11 protein-coding genes and 1 pseudogene are annotated in these 15,660 nt (G+C 59.5%); 6 read left to right on the top strand and 6 right to left on the bottom strand.

The annotated features are described in order from the left end of the window. Nucleotides 1-45 precede the first annotated feature (45 nt). The 5 genes from SP68_RS09565 to SP68_RS09545 form a co-directional block, all read right to left on the bottom strand. A complete protein-coding gene (locus tag SP68_RS09565) occupies nt 46-792 on the bottom strand; it encodes a proteasome-type protease (protein ID WP_040968653.1) in 747 nt (248 codons plus the stop codon). 16 nt (nt 793-808) lie between these two features. Then, nucleotides 809-1,624, bottom strand: coding sequence for a transglutaminase family protein (locus SP68_RS09560; RefSeq protein ID WP_008804319.1), 816 nt, complete (start codon nt 1,622-1,624; stop codon nt 809-811). Continuing rightward, nucleotides 1,621-2,550 carry an alpha-E domain-containing protein gene (locus tag SP68_RS09555; RefSeq protein WP_002910835.1) on the bottom strand — a complete coding sequence of 310 codons (930 nt, stop codon included), beginning with the start codon at nt 2,548-2,550 and terminating at the stop codon, nt 1,621-1,623. Before SP68_RS09555 ends, SP68_RS09560 begins: the two co-directional genes overlap by 4 nt. Then, nucleotides 2,544-3,983 (bottom strand): circularly permuted type 2 ATP-grasp protein, encoded by a 1,440-nt coding sequence (locus tag SP68_RS09550; protein ID WP_004180417.1) that lies wholly within the window; start codon nt 3,981-3,983, stop codon nt 2,544-2,546. Before SP68_RS09550 ends, SP68_RS09555 begins: the two co-directional genes overlap by 7 nt. Nucleotides 3,984-4,165: 182 nt before the next feature. Further along, nucleotides 4,166-5,080, bottom strand: coding sequence for an alpha/beta hydrolase (locus SP68_RS09545; RefSeq protein ID WP_012541286.1), 915 nt, complete (start codon nt 5,078-5,080; stop codon nt 4,166-4,168). Between the two features lie 197 nt (nt 5,081-5,277). Between SP68_RS09545 and SP68_RS09540 the strand changes: the two genes are divergently transcribed. The 4 genes from SP68_RS09540 (at nt 5,278) to SP68_RS09525 (ending at nt 11,254) form a co-directional block, all read left to right on the top strand. Beyond that, nucleotides 5,278-7,011, top strand: a complete 1,734-nt coding sequence (locus tag SP68_RS09540) for an alpha,alpha-trehalase (protein WP_023340388.1) — start codon at nt 5,278-5,280, stop codon at nt 7,009-7,011. Nucleotides 7,012-7,265: 254 nt separating this feature from the next. Then, nucleotides 7,266-9,386 carry a TonB-dependent siderophore receptor gene (locus SP68_RS09535; protein WP_040968657.1) on the top strand — a complete coding sequence of 707 codons (2,121 nt, stop codon included), beginning with the start codon at nt 7,266-7,268 and terminating at the stop codon, nt 9,384-9,386. Nucleotides 9,387-9,565: 179 nt separating this feature from the next. Beyond that, nucleotides 9,566-10,417 (top strand): DUF2207 domain-containing protein, encoded by an 852-nt coding sequence (locus SP68_RS09530; protein ID WP_040968658.1) that lies wholly within the window; start codon nt 9,566-9,568, stop codon nt 10,415-10,417. Between the two features lie 12 nt (nt 10,418-10,429). Then, entirely contained in the window at nt 10,430-11,254 is an 825-nt protein-coding gene (locus SP68_RS09525) for a TIGR04222 domain-containing membrane protein (protein WP_040968659.1), read from the top strand. Nucleotides 11,255-11,302: 48 nt separating this feature from the next. On the opposite strand, the gene emtA is transcribed toward SP68_RS09525, so the two are convergent. After that, complete coding sequence (gene emtA / locus SP68_RS09520; RefSeq protein WP_008804313.1) at nt 11,303-11,914, bottom strand: membrane-bound lytic murein transglycosylase EmtA; 612 nt, start codon at nt 11,912-11,914, stop codon at nt 11,303-11,305. 175 nt (nt 11,915-12,089) lie between these two features. On the opposite strand from emtA, the gene ldcA reads away from it, so the two are divergent. Beyond that, nucleotides 12,090-13,004: a muramoyltetrapeptide carboxypeptidase gene (gene ldcA / locus SP68_RS09515; RefSeq protein ID WP_016161371.1), complete on the top strand. Its 915-nt coding sequence runs from the start codon at nt 12,090-12,092 to the stop codon at nt 13,002-13,004. Nucleotides 13,005-13,096: 92 nt separating this feature from the next. After that, nucleotides 13,097-14,764, top strand: a pseudogene (locus SP68_RS09510) (potassium/proton antiporter); the annotation flags it as partial. Nucleotides 14,765-15,660 lie beyond the last annotated feature (896 nt).

Raw genomic sequence — 15,660 nt, 5'->3', positions numbered from 1 at the left:
TCATCATCCGTGTGGCCGGGCTCCGGGCGAGGTCGTGTTCCAGGGCTACTTCTCTTCCCGCTCCGCTGGGGTCCAGGTCGGCAGCGTCTGGAAGGTGTGCAACAGCCCTTCAGACCACGCCTTGCGGATGCGGTTGAAGTAGGGATCGCTGTCGGTGATGCGATGCTGCCCGGCACTGCTCAGGCTGCCGCTGCGGTAGAGCAGCGTATCCAGCGGCAGGCCGACGGACAGATTACTGCGCAGCGTCGAGTCAATGGAGATCAACGCGCAGCACATCGCCTGCTCCAGCGGCGTATCGATGGTCAGCACCCGATCGATGATCGGCTTGCCGTACTTGCTTTCACCAATCTGGAAATAAGGTGTGTCGCGGGTGGCTTCAATAAAGTTGCCCTCCGGATAAATATGGAACAGACGATGGGTTTCGCCGGCGATCTGGCCGCCAAGCAGCAGGTTGCAGTTGAAGTTGGTGTTACTGCAGTTCTGCTGGTTGCTGCTGTCGCGCTGGATCACCTCCAGCAGCGTTTTACCGATCAGCATCGCGGCGTCGTAGAGGGAGGTGACCTGCATCAGATTCGGCTCCTGCTGGGTACGGATGCGCGCGCTGAGCAGGCTTATCACGCTCTGGGTGGTGGCCAGGTTGCCAGCGGATTGCAGCACCAGCACCCGTTCCCCCTCCTGATGGAAAACGTGCAGCTTTTTAAAAGTGGCAATATGGTCGACGCCCGCGTTGGTGCGGGAGTCGGAAGCAAACACCAGTCCATCCGCCAGGCACATGGCCACACAGTAGGTCATTGCGGTTTTTCCCGTATTATTGCTGCTGCGCCTGCTGGCTGTGTTCGCGCACTTCAGCGTTGGTTAACATAATCTCCCCGCCGCCGCCCAGCCGGGTGCCCCGTACCGGGCAGGCGTCGAGATAATCCAGCCCGGTCGCCAGCCGCAAATGCTGATTCAGGCGACGGGTATTATTGGTGATATCAAACGACAGCCAGCGGCCGTCGAGCCAGACTTCCGCCCAGGCGTGCATCGCCACATGCTGAGCGTTATCGCTGTAAACATAGCCGCTGACGTAGCGCGCCGGGATCTCCAGTGCGCGGCAGCAGGCCAGAAAAACATGGGTATGATCCTGGCACACTCCCTTCGCGCGGGCGAAGGCGTCGGCGGCGGAGTCCTGCACCTGGGTCGCGCCGGGGGAGTATGGCATTCTTAACAGCAGATCCGCCATCAGTTGATTCAGACTTTCTTCCGCCGCATCGGGACGATAGAGGCGCTGGGCAAACTCACGAATCGCCGTATCGGCGCGGGTTAGCGGCGTACAGCGCAGAAAAACCAGCGGCGACAGCAGCTCGGCCTCTTCATCACGCGTCTCCTCCCCTTCATCGGCGATATCGACAATCCCGCTGGCGCGGATAGTGATCTCCTTGTGCGGGTTATCCAGCGTCAGCACATGCAGCACATTGCCCCAGCCGTCGGTAGTGGTCACCGCCGCCCCGTCCGGCAGGGTCAGCGTCCAGGCGGTGATGGTCTGCCGGCCGGTACTGCGCGGCGTCAGGCGCAGATACTGGGTGGAAAACTTCACTTCTTCATCGTAGCCATAGCGGGTGAGATGATCGATGACCAGTTTCATAAGGCCTCCAGATAGGTTTGTCTGATGCTGTCGGACAGCGCGTTAATTCTCGCCAGCAGGCCGTTAAGGGTGGTCTGCAGGTCCGCCTGCGCCAGGTCGTCGCGGGTGCTGAAGCGCAGGTCAACGTTGAGCTGATGGGCCAGGCGCAGCGGTTGATAGGAGCGATCGTTGGCGATCTTCTCCAGCTCGCCGACCAGATCGGCAATGCTGGCGCGCAGCGAACGCGGAATATCGTTACGCAGGATCAGCAGCTCCATCACCGTTTCGCGACTGACTGGCTGGCGATAGAGGCTGTTGTAGGCTTCGCGGGCGCTGACCGCATTGAGCAAGGTATCCAGTCGATAGTATTCCCGCACCGGATCCGGGTCGTTGGTCAGTTGTTGATCCTTAATCAGCAGCAGCTGGGTGGTGGCGAAGGCGCGCTCTATCAGCGTGCCGATGCCGATAAAGCTCAGCGCGTCGTTGCGCAGCAGCGTGCCAATCACCGCCCCGCGAAACAGATGCACCCGCTCTTTCACCCACTCGAAAAAGCCGTCGCTGCCGAGTTCGCCCAGCCCCTGCTGGCGCAGGGTTCGCAGCTCGATGCGGGTGGCGTTGATGCTCTCCCACACCTCGGCCGACAGACTGCCGCGCACCGCGTGCGCATTGTTCCACGCCATCTCCACGCAGCTGTAAATACTGCAGGGGTTGTTGCCATCGAGGGCAAAAAAGTTGAGCAGGTTGCTCATGGTAAAGCGGGCATGGCGCGCCTGAAACAGCTCGTGGGTCATCGACAAATTCAGCGGCAGCGCCAGATCCCGCGACTGCTGGCTGTGCCGGGGGATCATCGATAATTTCCAGGTCACGTCCAGTACCCGGGCGTAGCTTTCCGCCCGCTCGAGATAGCGGGCCATCCAGAACAATTCACTCGCCGTACGACTTAGCATGATGCGTCATCCTCCATCACCCAGGTATCCTTGGTTCCGCCGCCCTGCGACGAATTGACCACCAGCGACCCTTCGGTCAGCGCCACGCGGGTCAGGCCGCCGGGCACCAGCCGCATCTCCTGCCCGGACAGCACGTAGGGCCTTAAATCGATATGTCGCGGCGACAGACCTTCATCAACGAAGGTGGGGCAGGTCGACAGCGCGAGGGTGTCCTGGGCGATATAGTTGGCCGGATTGGCCAGCAGGCGCTGGCGGAAGGCCTCTCGCTCCTCTTTAGTCGAACGCGGGCCAACCAGCATGCCGTAGCCCCCGGCGCCATGGACCTCCTTGACCACCATCAGCTCAAGGTTACTCAGCACATAGCGCAGGTCCTCTGCTTTCCGGCACTGCCAGGTGGGGATATTGCTGAGGATCGGCTGTTCACCGAGGTAAAAGCGGATCATCTCCGGAACGTACGGGTAGATTGATTTGTCGTCGGCGACGCCGGTGCCGATAGCGTTGGCCAGCACCACGCCGCCGGCGCGATAGACTGACAGCAGCCCCGGTACGCCGAGCATGGAATCGGCGCGGAAGGCCAGCGGGTCGAGCCAGGCGTCGTCGATGCGGCGATAAATCACATCCACTCGCCGCGGCCCCTCGGTGGTCCGCATATACACCGCGCCGTTCTTAATGAACAGGTCGGCGCTCTCCACCAGCTCGACCCCCATCTGCTGCGCCAGGAAGCTGTGCTCAAAGTAGGCGCTGTTGAAGCGCCCCGGGGTCATCACCACGACGCAAGGGTCATCCACCAGCGAGCTTTCGCGCAGGGTCTGCAGGAGGTAGCTCGGGTAACGCTCCACTGGCGCAATGTGATGCTGCTCGAACATCTCCGGATAGAGGCGCATCATCATCTTACGGTTTTCGAGCATGTAGGAGACGCCGGACGGCGTACGCAGGTTATCCTCCAGCACGTAGTATTGACCGTCGTTATTGCGCACCATATCGACGCCGGTGATATGGGCATAGGTGTTGTTTGGCAGGTTGATGCCCTGCATGCACGGCTGATACTGCTCGTTGGCCAGCACCTGCTCGGCCGGGATCAGCCCCGCGCGCAGAATATTCTGCTCATGATAGATGTCATAGAGGAAGGCGTTGAGCGCTTTCACCCGCTGGCGAATGCCGCGGTCAATGCGCTGCCACTCCCCGGCGGGTATGATCCGCGGCACGCTATCAAACGGGATCAGCCGCTCGGTTCCCTCATCCTCGCCGTACACGTTAAAGGTGATGCCGATACGGTGAAAAAGCAGTTCCGCTTGCGCTTTTTTCTGCCGGATAGAGAATTGATCGGTGTTGCGAAACCATTGCCACCAGGCATTATAGTGCGGCCGCTGTTCACCCTGCGCGGTCAGCATCTCGTCATAATAATGCCCGTCAGGTAGCGTAATTTTAATCATGGCTATCCCCTCCGGTTGTACTCACTTTGTGGTAATCCCGGTAAGAGATAAGCATTAATTATGCCAGGTCATCTACCGCCGCGGCGTTGTGCAAATCTGTTTTGACCCGCCGTCTGATTGTGCAAAAAATCGCCAGAACAGCCGCCCGCGCCCGGCTGCGGTTGCACCGTCGTGAGGCAGCGCTACGATTTTTGCGCCATCGTGGACGCCAGCGCCTTCAGCCAGGCGGCATAGGCCGTGGGCCAGGCGGTCGTCGGCGTTCCCGGGCGCCCCATACCAAAGCCATGGCCACCGCGGGTATAGCGGAAAAGCTGCACAGGAACCTGATGCTGGCGGCAGGCGTCAGCCATCAACAGCGTATTGTGCGGATCGGAAATCGGATCGTCCTGCGCCTGTACCAGAAAACAGGGCGGTGTGGCCGTTGTCACCCAGGTTTGTACCGACCAGGCGCGGTCGGCCGCCTCGCTCGCCTGCGGCCCCACCAGCAGACGATGGGTCGCCGTATGGCTCCAGGGCGGCAGGAGCGTGATCACCGGATAGATCAGCGCGGCGCCGTCGGCGGTGGCGGGCTGGTGGTCCAGCGCATCCTCCGGCGGGTAGCTGGCAAACGCCGGCCGACAGGCGGCCATCCCCAGCAGATGTCCCCCCGCCGAAAAACCGAGCACGCTGACCTGCGATTCCCGGGCGCGGATCAGCCGCAGGGCCCGCTGCGCATCCTGCAGCGGCGCCAGCGCACCGGCCTGCCAGCCCTCCCCCGGCAAGCGGTAGCTCAGCACATAGGCGGTATAGCCGTGCGCCGTCAGCCAGTGCGCCGCAGGCCAGGCCTCACTGCCCATCTCGATCCGCTGGTATCCGCCGCCGGCCGCCACCAGCACTCCGTGGCCAGTGGCCCGGGCGGGTTGCCAGACCGTCAGCACAGGACGAGGGATATGGCTCAGCGCGCCGCGGGCGGATAACCGAGCCTCGCCCCCCGGCCCGCCTCCCCCCGGCGGTTGATCCGGCCACAGCGGCAGCGTCAGCGCCGGAGCAGTGGCCGCCGCGCCCCGCACCGCAGACAGCGCAGCGGCGCTAAACAGCAGAAATTGACGTCGATTCATGACTGGCTCCCGGGCGCGTTGGCTTGCCTGTAAGCCTAACCGCTTTGCTGGTGGTTATATCAGAAAACCTGGCAGGTAAATCCTCTGTTTTCGCGCAAAATGTTACCCCTGACACGCGCAGCGGCAGATATTCGTCTAAGGTTTTTGGATGGCCAAACGTCGTGGCCCGCAGTCGATAATGATAAGGAGAACTCCCCATGACGAGTACTGATGCACATCGTCCCGCTGCTTTGCCCTGTACCCTGCGCCTGGCGATCGGCGGCGCCCTGCTCGCCCTGATGAGCCTGAATGTCCAGGCGGAAGACGGCAAAACCGCGCCGCCCCCCTCGCCGGATATTCTGCTGGGCCCGTTGTTCAATGATGTCCAGAGCGCGAAGCTCTTTGCCGATCAAAAAACCTTCGCCGACGCGATCCCTAACAGCGATCCGCTGATGATCCTTGCCGATTACCGGATGCAGAAAAACCAGGCCAGCTTTGACCTGCGCCACTTCGTCGAGCTGAACTTCACGCTGCCGAAAGAAAATGACACCTATGTGCCGCCCAAAGGGCAAACCCTGCGTCAACATATCGATGGCCTGTGGCCGGTCCTGACCCGCAGCACCGTCGAGGTGGAAAAATGGGACTCGCTGCTGCCGCTGCCTAAGCCCTACGTGGTCCCCGGCGGACGCTTTCGCGAAGTCTATTACTGGGACAGCTATTTCACCATGCTGGGTCTTGCCGAAAGCGGTCACTGGGATAAAGTCGAAGATATGGTCGCCAACTTCGCCGCGGAAATTGACACCTGGGGCCATATCCCCAACGGCAACCGCACCTATTACCTCAGCCGTTCGCAGCCCCCCTTCTTCTCCTTTATGGTGAGCCTGCTGGCGACGCACGATGGCGACCAGGTACTGAAAACCTACCAGCCGCAGCTGGAGAAGGAGTATCGCTACTGGATGGCCGGAGCGGACGCGCTGGCCCCCGGCAGCGCTGACAAACGGGCGGTGCGGATGGCGGACGGCGCGCTGCTCAACCGCTACTGGGACGATAACGACACCCCGCGCCCCGAGTCCTGGCTTGACGACGTCAAAACCGCCAAAAGCAACCCGAATCGTCCGGCAACCGAGATCTATCGCGACCTGCGCTCCGCCGCCGCCTCCGGCTGGGATTTCAGCTCCCGCTGGATGGATAATCCGCAGCAGCTCGCCACCATTCGCACCACCTCGATTGTCCCGGTCGATCTCAATGCCCTGATGTTCCATCTGGAGAAAACCCTCGCCCGCGCCAGCAAGGCATCCGGGGACAGCGCCGGCGCTACGCAGTACGATGCGCTGGCTAATGCCCGCCAGCAGGCCATCGAGAAATATCTGTGGAATGATAAAGAGGGATGGTACGCCGATTACGATCTGAAAACCCGCAAGGTGCGCAATCAGCTGACCGCGGCGGCGCTGTTCCCGCTGTACGTCAATGCGGCGTCACGCGAGCGGGCGACGAAAGTGGCCGCCGCCGCTGAGTCGCGGCTGCTCAAACCCGGCGGGCTGACCACCACCACCGTCAACAGCGGTCAGCAGTGGGACGCCCCGAACGGCTGGGCGCCGCTGCAGTGGGTGGCGGTCGAGGGCCTGCAAAACTACGGCCAACAAAAGATCGCCATGGAGGTCAGCTGGCGCTTCCTGAGCAACGTTCAGCACACCTATGACAGCAAGCAAAAGCTGGTGGAGAAGTATGACGTAAGCTCGACCGGGACCGGCGGCGGCGGTGGCGAATATCCGCTACAGGATGGCTTTGGCTGGACCAACGGTGTCACCCTGAAGATGCTGGATCTGATCTGCCCGCAGGAGAAACCCTGCGATGCCCTGCCCGCCACGCGCCCGGCGGCGGCCCCTTCCGCGCAGAGCAAGCCAGCCGCCAACGACCCCGCACCGGCGGCAGCGCAAAAAACCGGCGCCTGACGCTTTTCACGCACCCCCTACCAAATTCGGTAGGGGGTAGTCGTCTCCCTGCTGACAACGTCCCCGTGCAGCCCCGCTCTGCGGCCCGCGGGAAGCACGTCACTCCCCCCATCGCCCTGAACCGGTCACCTTTCGCTTGATCACATAAATACAAACAATAATAATTCGCATTACTTTTTAACGAACAATGACAGATTCGTTTTTCCCGCGGCGGCGTACAGGAGTACCAGACCGCGTTGGTTCAGGATGATCTTATGAACGTGGCTATTTCCCGAAAACGCCCGAGGCTGCTGTACGCCCTCGTGGTCGCCCTTCCCCTCACCGCGCTAGCTGAAGAGACCGTGGTGGTCACTGCCAGCCCGCCGGCGTCCGCCAGCGCGCCGACTGAAGGCTACAGCGCCAGCACTTCGCTCGGGGCGACGAAAACCGACCAGCCGTTAATCACCACCGCCCAGTCGGTATCGGTGGTCACCCGCCAGCAGATGGCGGACCAGGGGGCGAATACCATCAGCCAGGCGCTGGAATATACCCCGGGGGTCTACTCCAGCTTCGGCGGCGGCGCGACCCGGTTCGACGCTATCTCCCTGCGCGGCTACCACGGCGGCGACGTCGATAACCTGTTCCTCGACGGTATGCGCCTGATGAGCGACGGCGGCAGTCATAACGTTGTGCAAATCGACCCGTGGTTTATCGAACGCGTCGATGTGATCCGCGGCCCCTCCTCCGCGCTCTACGGGCAGAGCGTGCCGGGCGGCGTGGTCAACCTGACCTCCAAACGCCCGCAGTTTAGCCAGCAGGGCCACGTCCGCCTGACCGGCGGTACGCAAAATACCAAAGGCGCGGCCTTCGATTACACCGACGCCATCAACGAGCAGTGGGCATGGCGGCTGATCGGGATGACCCGCAGCAGCGACACGCAGTATGACCATACCCGCGAAGAGCGCTACGCGATTTCGCCTTCCCTGCTATGGCAGCCGGACAGCGACACCTCGCTGCTGCTGCGCGCCTATCTGCAAAAAGATCCTTCCGGCGGCTACCACGGCTCTTTGCCGCTGGATGGCACCCGCTACGCGCATAATGGTCGTAAGCTCTCCCCCAGCACCAACGAGGGCGATCCGGGAGATGGCTATCAGCGCCGCCAGCAGATCTACAGCTACGAGTTTGACCACCAGTTCACCGACGTCTGGTCGGTCTATTCCGCCGGGAGCTACACCCACACCAACGTCTCCCTCGATCAGGTCTACCAGGTCGGCTGGATAGATGACAGCGACATGCTGACCCGCGGCTACAGCGGTTCGCGCGGTTCGCTGGACGGCTGGTCGACCGATAACCGCCTGCGCGCCGATTTCAATACTGGCGACCTGGCGCATACCCTGATCCTCGGCGCCGAATATCATCGCTTCCGCAACGATCTGTGGACCGGCGCCGGCGGTGCGGCGCCGCTAAACCCGTTTACCGGCTATACCGCGCAGACCGGGCATACCGTCACCTACAGCGATGACAATCATCGCCGCTACTACCAGACCGGGCTGTATCTGCAGGATGAGATGGTCTGGAACCGCTGGCATGTGGATGTTTCCGCACGCTACGACCGCATCGTTTCCCAGCAGGTCAGCGATACCTTCGGCACCTCAAACCGCCGTTCAGACGACCATATCAGCGGCCGCGCCTCGCTGTTGTACGCCCTGGATAATGGCCTTTCGCCTTATCTGAGCTACAGCCAGGCGATCACCCCGGCGATGCTGCCGGGCGCGGACGGCAAACCGCTGAAACCGACCACCGCCGAGCAGGTCGAAGCCGGTCTGAAGTTCCAGCCGCCGGGCAGCCGCGACCTCTATAGCATTGCAATTTACGACCTGACGCAAAAGGATGTCGCCACCCGCGACCCGAACATCGCCACCGCCACCTATATTCCGGCGGGTAAGGTCCATTCCCAGGGCGTTGAGCTGGAAGCACACCACCAGATCACCCCGCAGCTGAGTACTATCGCCTCGTATACCTGGAATCGTCTGCGCTTCCAGGACACCAGGGACGGTACCGATAACAACACGCCGCAGCTGACCCCGGATCAGATGGCCTCCTTCTGGGCGCGCTATCAGTTCCCGGCGGGGATCTCGGTGGGCGCTGGCGTCCGCTACATCGGCAAACAGTGGGCGGATGATGCCAACACCGCGCGGCTGCCGTCGGTCACGCTGATGGATGCCATGATGCGGGCCGACCTCGGTGTCTGGTCGCCAACGCTGAAAGGTGCTTATGTGCAGGTTAACGCCAACAATATCGGCGACCGCGAGTATATTTCCGGCTGCTACGGCACCGGCAACTGCTACTGGGGAGCAGAGCGCAGCGTCATGGCCACCGTGGGCTACGACTTTTAACTGACCGCAGCAATATAAGCCTCCGGCCATGACGGCGGAGGCTTTCATGAAGACTTTTGTCTCGCTTTTATTGCTGAAATTAACTTAAAAATGCCACCCCATTATTTCACTTGCCCCCCGTGGATGAGAAAGCTTACTATGCTGGCGCAAACCGGTTATAGCGCTCACAAGGAATAAAAGTGAACCCCGTCATTAGCTATATCGCCAATTTACACCCGTTATCATTTATGGGTTATTATGTATTATCCACCACAGTGATATATATTCTGCTGAATATGATTATTGTGAAGACCCGCCCCGCTAAAAATACCACCGCCGTTCCGGCGCCCTATTCTATCTCCCCCTCTTTTTTAGCCTGGCTACGTCATCGCGCCACCCGCGTCATTCAGCTGGCCATGTTCCGGCTGTTAAGAAAAAACTATGTCACCCTCATCCATTCTGCTGAAGATATTCAGCTCTGCGCCAATCAGCAGTATGCCGAATGCAAAATGACCTGCGTGGAAAAAATACTGTTTGACCATTTCGCTACGCCAAAATCCTGTCACCAGGATCTCCCGCTTTCTCTGCACGTCGCTGAACAAAACCACTGGGCTACCGATCCCCACTGCAGTGGGCTACGGCTAAGCCCAACGCACCAAACGTGGAACATGATAGTGATTGCCGCCCCCTCCCTGCTGTTAATCGCTGTGCTCGTCTGGAAAACACTATTTGATCATCAGGCGATAATTCACTCCAGCGTATTGAGCTGGCTGGTGATGTTTATGGTTTCCGGACTGTGGTGGCTGTGGCTATTATGCATCACCTTAAATGTCACCCGGCTCGACCGGGAGGGGATCGCTATTAATATTCTTCACCACTATATTGATACCCTGAAAGAGACGCTTATTGCTGACGCAGATACCCTGACCGATGAAAACGCCGATTATTGCGTGGCGATTGGTACAACCACCCTGCTTCCCGAAAGATTTGCTGAATATGTAAAAATCATCAACCTTATTCAGTATCCCTTTTGTCTGCAGCGCCTGGATTAACGAGGGGACAGTATGTGGAATTTTATGATGCATCTGCATCCACTGCTGTTTCTTGGCGGATTTATGTTTATCGTCCCGGGTATCTATATTGCTATCGGTACGACGATCGTCGTGACACGGCCAGCGGCTCAGCCCCAGCCGCACGCGACGGAGGTCAGTCCATGGCTGCTGGCCTGGCTGACCGGAGAAGGGACCCGGGTGATCCAGCTGGCGATGTTCAGCTTACTCAGTAAAAAGTATCTGTGGATCCCGGAGGCCGGGCAGGTTTTGGCCAACGGACGCGATGCAAACCAGGAAATGAACGTCATTGAAAGAATACTGTTTGACCATTTTGAGGTGCGAAAGCCGTGTCATGAAGATCTGCCCTGCAGCCTGAGTATTGCCGGACGTAACCTCTGGCAGGAACAGATAGCGAGCGCGGGCTTAGCCTTAAGTCCGCTGCGCCGCGGGTGTAATATGCTGGCCATCAGCATCCCTTCGCTCGCCCTCGGCATTATCGTTTTCAGTAAGACCTTTATCTGGCTCGACTTCACCGCGTACAGCATCTTTAGTTGCCTGCTCATGCCCACGGGTTGCGTTTTGTGGGGCGGGTTATGGATAGAAGCCATTAGCAAAACCATTCGTCTCGATATCTGCGGCATCTCACATCATGACGCCCATGCCTGCATCGATGCGTTACGAGAAGCGTTAGCGCTGAAAGGCGATCAGGAAGATGACGCGACAGCCATGCTCTGCGTGGCGGTGAACGGCCCAGGATCCCTTCCCGAGCGCTACCGGGACTATAAAACGCTCATTGCGCCGATGAGCGCTATCTCCTCGCTGCGTACCGAGGATTAGGCGAGTGAGAAGCACTCACCCCGCCAGGTCAGCGGGGTGAGCGTAGGCCTACATGGCGTCCAGCGCTTTCTGCAGTTTCCAGATATAGCGCGGCGCCTGCGGTGCCGGGTGTTTTTTCACCACATGCTCGAAGAACTCATCGGCGTCGAGATCGTTAATCTCATCGATGGCGTCCTGGCGATCCGACGAGAAGGTGCGCAGCAGGGCGCCGGCACCGTTGGCATAGGAGACCACCACCGCGTAGCGCATCACCTGCGGGTCTTTGATCCCCGCCAGCGGACCGTTCTCCAGAATGCTCAGATAGGCGGCCCCCATCGAGATATTACGTTCCGGGTTTTTCAGCTCACTGACCGACGGCTCGCCGCGCCAGCCCATCCGCCGGTAGACATCGCGTCCGGAGGTCGACGGCTTGAGCTGCATCAGCCCGACGGCGCCGGATTTACTCACCACCGCAGGATTACCGCCCGACTCGATGGCGATGATCGCCGTGATCAGCTGCGGGTCCACGCCCCAGGCGGCGCCGGCTTTTTCACTGATCGGCATCCACTGCATCGCCCGCTTCACCGGGACCTCGGGGTTCCACGGCGGGTTAGTGTAATCATGTTTCGAACTACAACCGGCCAGAAAAACGACTAAAATAAGCAACCATCTCAATTTCACACATCTATCCTTATCTACCCAAACGCCATCATGCTGCAGAACGACGGCAGCGGTACGTCCCCCGCCGGCCGACAACCTGAAGGATGACGGGTGCGGACTGAAGTTAGCCACCTGGAGATGACAATCGCCATTCCAGGCGGCATCATAACCCTTTCATTCATAGCAAGGAATTATCATGTCTCAGTTTTATCTGGTCGCGCCATCGGGTTATTGCATCAACCAGCAGGCGGCAGCCCGCGGCGTCGAGCGTCTGCAGCAGGCCGGACATGAGGTGGCCCACCAGCAGGTCATTCCCCGCCGGCAGCAGCGTTTCGCCGGGACTGAACAGGAACGCCTGGCCGATATTAACCAGCTGGCCCAGCTGCCCGGGCGCAACCGTATCGTCCTCGCGGTGCGCGGCGGCTACGGCGCCAGTCGCCTGCTGCCGCATATCGACTGGCAGGGACTGATTGCCCGCCAGCAGCGCGACCCACTGCTGATTTGCGGCCACAGCGATTTCACTGCTATCCAGTCGGGCCTGCTGGCTACGGGCAACGTCATCACCTTCAGCGGGCCAATGCTCGCGGGCAACTTCGGCGCGGAGACCCTCGATCCGTTTACCGAGCACCATTTCTGGCAGGCGCTACGCCAGGCGGAATTTACCCTCGAATGGCCGGGCGAAGGGCCGAACTGCCAGGTGGAAGGCACCCTGTGGGGGGGAAATCTGGCGATGCTGACCTCGCTTATCGGCACGCCGTGGCTACCGTCGATCCGCGACGGCATCCTGGTGGTGGAGGATATCAACGAACACCCGTTCCGCGTCGAGCGCATGCTGCTTCAGCTGCTGCATAGCGGCGTGCTGGCGGCGCAGAAAGCAGTGATCTTCGGCAGCTTCACCGGCAGCGCGCCAAACGACTATGACGCGGGGTACGATTTGCCGCAGGTCTTTGATTACCTGCGCCAGCAGCTTTCCCTGCCGTTGATTAGCGGACTGGAGTTTGGCCACGAGCAGCGCACGGTGACCCTGCCGCTGGGCGCCCGCGCGCGACTGGTGAATCAGGCAGCTACCACCACTCTGACGATCAGCGGCCACCCGGTGCTGACAGAATAAATTTCCCGGACGCATAGGCGGATCCCCTGCGAATTGTTAAAATAGTGTCACTTTTAGCCATTTTTTCACGCCAGTCAGGGAGTACGTGAACATTGGACGCCGCTGCGGTCATTAGTCTGTTTATTCTGGGTTCTGTTTTAGTAACCTGCAGTATCTTATTGAGCTCCTTTTCTTCGCGCCTTGGCATCCCGATTCTGGTCATCTTTCTGGCCATCGGGATGCTGGCAGGCATTGACGGCATCGGTGGCATCCCCTTCGACAACTACCCCTTCGCCTATATGGTGAGTAACCTGGCACTGGCGGTGATCCTGCTGGACGGCGGGATGCGCACCCAGGCCAGCTCCTTTCGTGTCGCACTGTGGCCTGCGCTGTCGCTGGCGACGGTCGGGGTACTGATCACCTCGGCGCTGACCGGGATGATGGCGGCCTGGCTGTTCAAGCTGGATATGATCGAAGGCCTGCTGATCGGCGCCATTGTCGGCTCCACCGACGCCGCGGCGGTCTTCTCGCTGCTCGGCGGCAAGGGGCTCAACGAGCGCGTCGGCTCAACGCTGGAGATTGAGTCAGGCAGTAACGACCCGATGGCCGTCTTCCTGACCATCACCCTGATCGAAATGATCCAGCAGCACCAGACCGGCCTCAGCTGGATGTTCGCCGTGCATATCATCCAGCAGTTTGGCCTCGGGATCGCCATCGGCCTCGGCGGCGGCTACCTGTTGCTGCAGATGATTAACCGCATCGTGCTGCCCGCCGGGCTCTATCCGCTGCTGGCGCTGAGCGGCGGGATCATGATTTTCGCCGTCACCACCACCCTCGACGGCAGCGGTATCCTTGCCGTCTATCTCTGCGGCTTTCTGCTGGGCAACCGGCCGATCCGCAACCGACACGGTATCCTGCAGAACTTCGACGGCCTGGCATGGCTGGCGCAGATCGCCATGTTCCTGGTGCTGGGCCTGCTGGTGACGCCATCCGACCTGCTGCCGATCGCCATCCCGGCGCTGCTGCTGTCGATGTGGATGATTTTCATTGCCCGCCCGCTGTCGGTGTTTGCCGGCCTGCTGCCGTTTCGCGGCTTTAACCTGCGCGAACGGGTGTTTATCAGCTGGGTTGGCCTGCGCGGCGCGGTGCCCATCATTCTCGCGGTGTTCCCGATGATGGCCGGGCTGGACAACGCCCGCTTGTTCTTCAATGTCGCCTTCTTCGTGGTGCTGGTGTCGCTGCTGCTGCAGGGCACTTCGCTGTCGTGGGCGGCGAAGAAAGCCAAAGTGGTGGTGCCGCCCATCAGCTGGCCCATCTCCCGCGTCGGGCTGGATATTCACCCGGAAAACCCGTGGGAGCAGTTTGTCTATCAGCTGGGCGCCGATAAGTGGTGCATCGGCGCGGCGCTGCGCGATCTGCATATGCCGCCGGAGACGCGGATTGCGGCGCTGTTTCGCAACAATGCCCTGCTGCACCCCACCGGCAGCACCCGCCTGCGGGAAGGCGATATCCTGTGCGTCATTGGTCGCGAGCACGACCTGCCGGCACTGGGTAAAATGTTCAGCCAGTCGCCGCCGGTGGCGCTCGATCAGCGCTTTTTCGGCGACTTCATTCTTGATGCCGAGGCCCGCTTCGCCGATGTGGCGCAAATCTACGGCCTCGACGGCGGAGAGGAGTTCCGCGAGCATCAGCAGTCGCTCGGGGAAGTGGTGCAGCAGCTGCTGGGCGCGGCGCCGGTGGTGGGGGACCAGGTGGAGTTCGCCGGGATGGTGTGGACGGTGGCGGAAAAAGAGAACGATCACGTGCTGAAGGTTGGGGTGCGGGTCGCGGAAGACGAGGCGGAGTGATCCGCTTCACAGCTTGAATTAATTTATTGATATTAATATAGTTTTTTAAAATAACGGTCCACAAAATAACCACAGCCAGTTTAATTAAACTTGCATCAATCGCCTTTAAGGCCATAGTGCCCGCCAGTAAACGATGAACTAGCCCCTCTTTTTGGGGCTTTTATTGCGTCTGCATAATGTTAATAAATATGCTATCGACCTCCTCCATATTTAAGTCGGCCATCGGAAAACCATCACAACCGTCACACCTTGCAAAAACCCATGTATAACCATGATTTTAGTGAATAAAATTTGTGACGGTTAAACCATCACAAAACGCAACAGAAACCGTCACACCTCATAAATTCAATGAGTTATAAAACAGACATGTGATGTTTTAAGACCGTCACACTGTGATGGCTTAGTGATGGTTTTAACAATGTTAATTTACCCATAAATATCATATAGATAAGACTAATTTTAAAATCTCGTGACGTTTGTGATGGTTTTCCGATGCCCCCTTAACTTTTGAAAATATCCAGATTGGCTAAAAATCACCCCGATTTGTTGGTGTAATTGTTGTGTATATGTAATATTTATATTTCCTCTGCATGGAGTCGTTGCGGGTGGGAATTACTTACACATCATGCCTGTGCAGAGCGCTTCTCGACTGGCAACATTTTTACGATGGAGGTCGCAATAAAATGCAATACTTCCAGAGCTGAAAACATGACCGCCTCCCTTGCCATGCCTGACATTACATGAATTTTTCATTCCCTGCTGTTTCCCGGGACCAACACCACGCAACCCCACGAAAGGTAATTAATCTGCCGTTAAAACATCAAGTTATG

Origin of the sequence: Klebsiella variicola, assembly GCF_000828055.2 — a bacterium.
In the GTDB taxonomy this organism is placed as follows: domain Bacteria; phylum Pseudomonadota; class Gammaproteobacteria; order Enterobacterales; family Enterobacteriaceae; genus Klebsiella; species Klebsiella variicola.
This window is presented reverse-complemented; position numbering and strand designations above follow the sequence as displayed.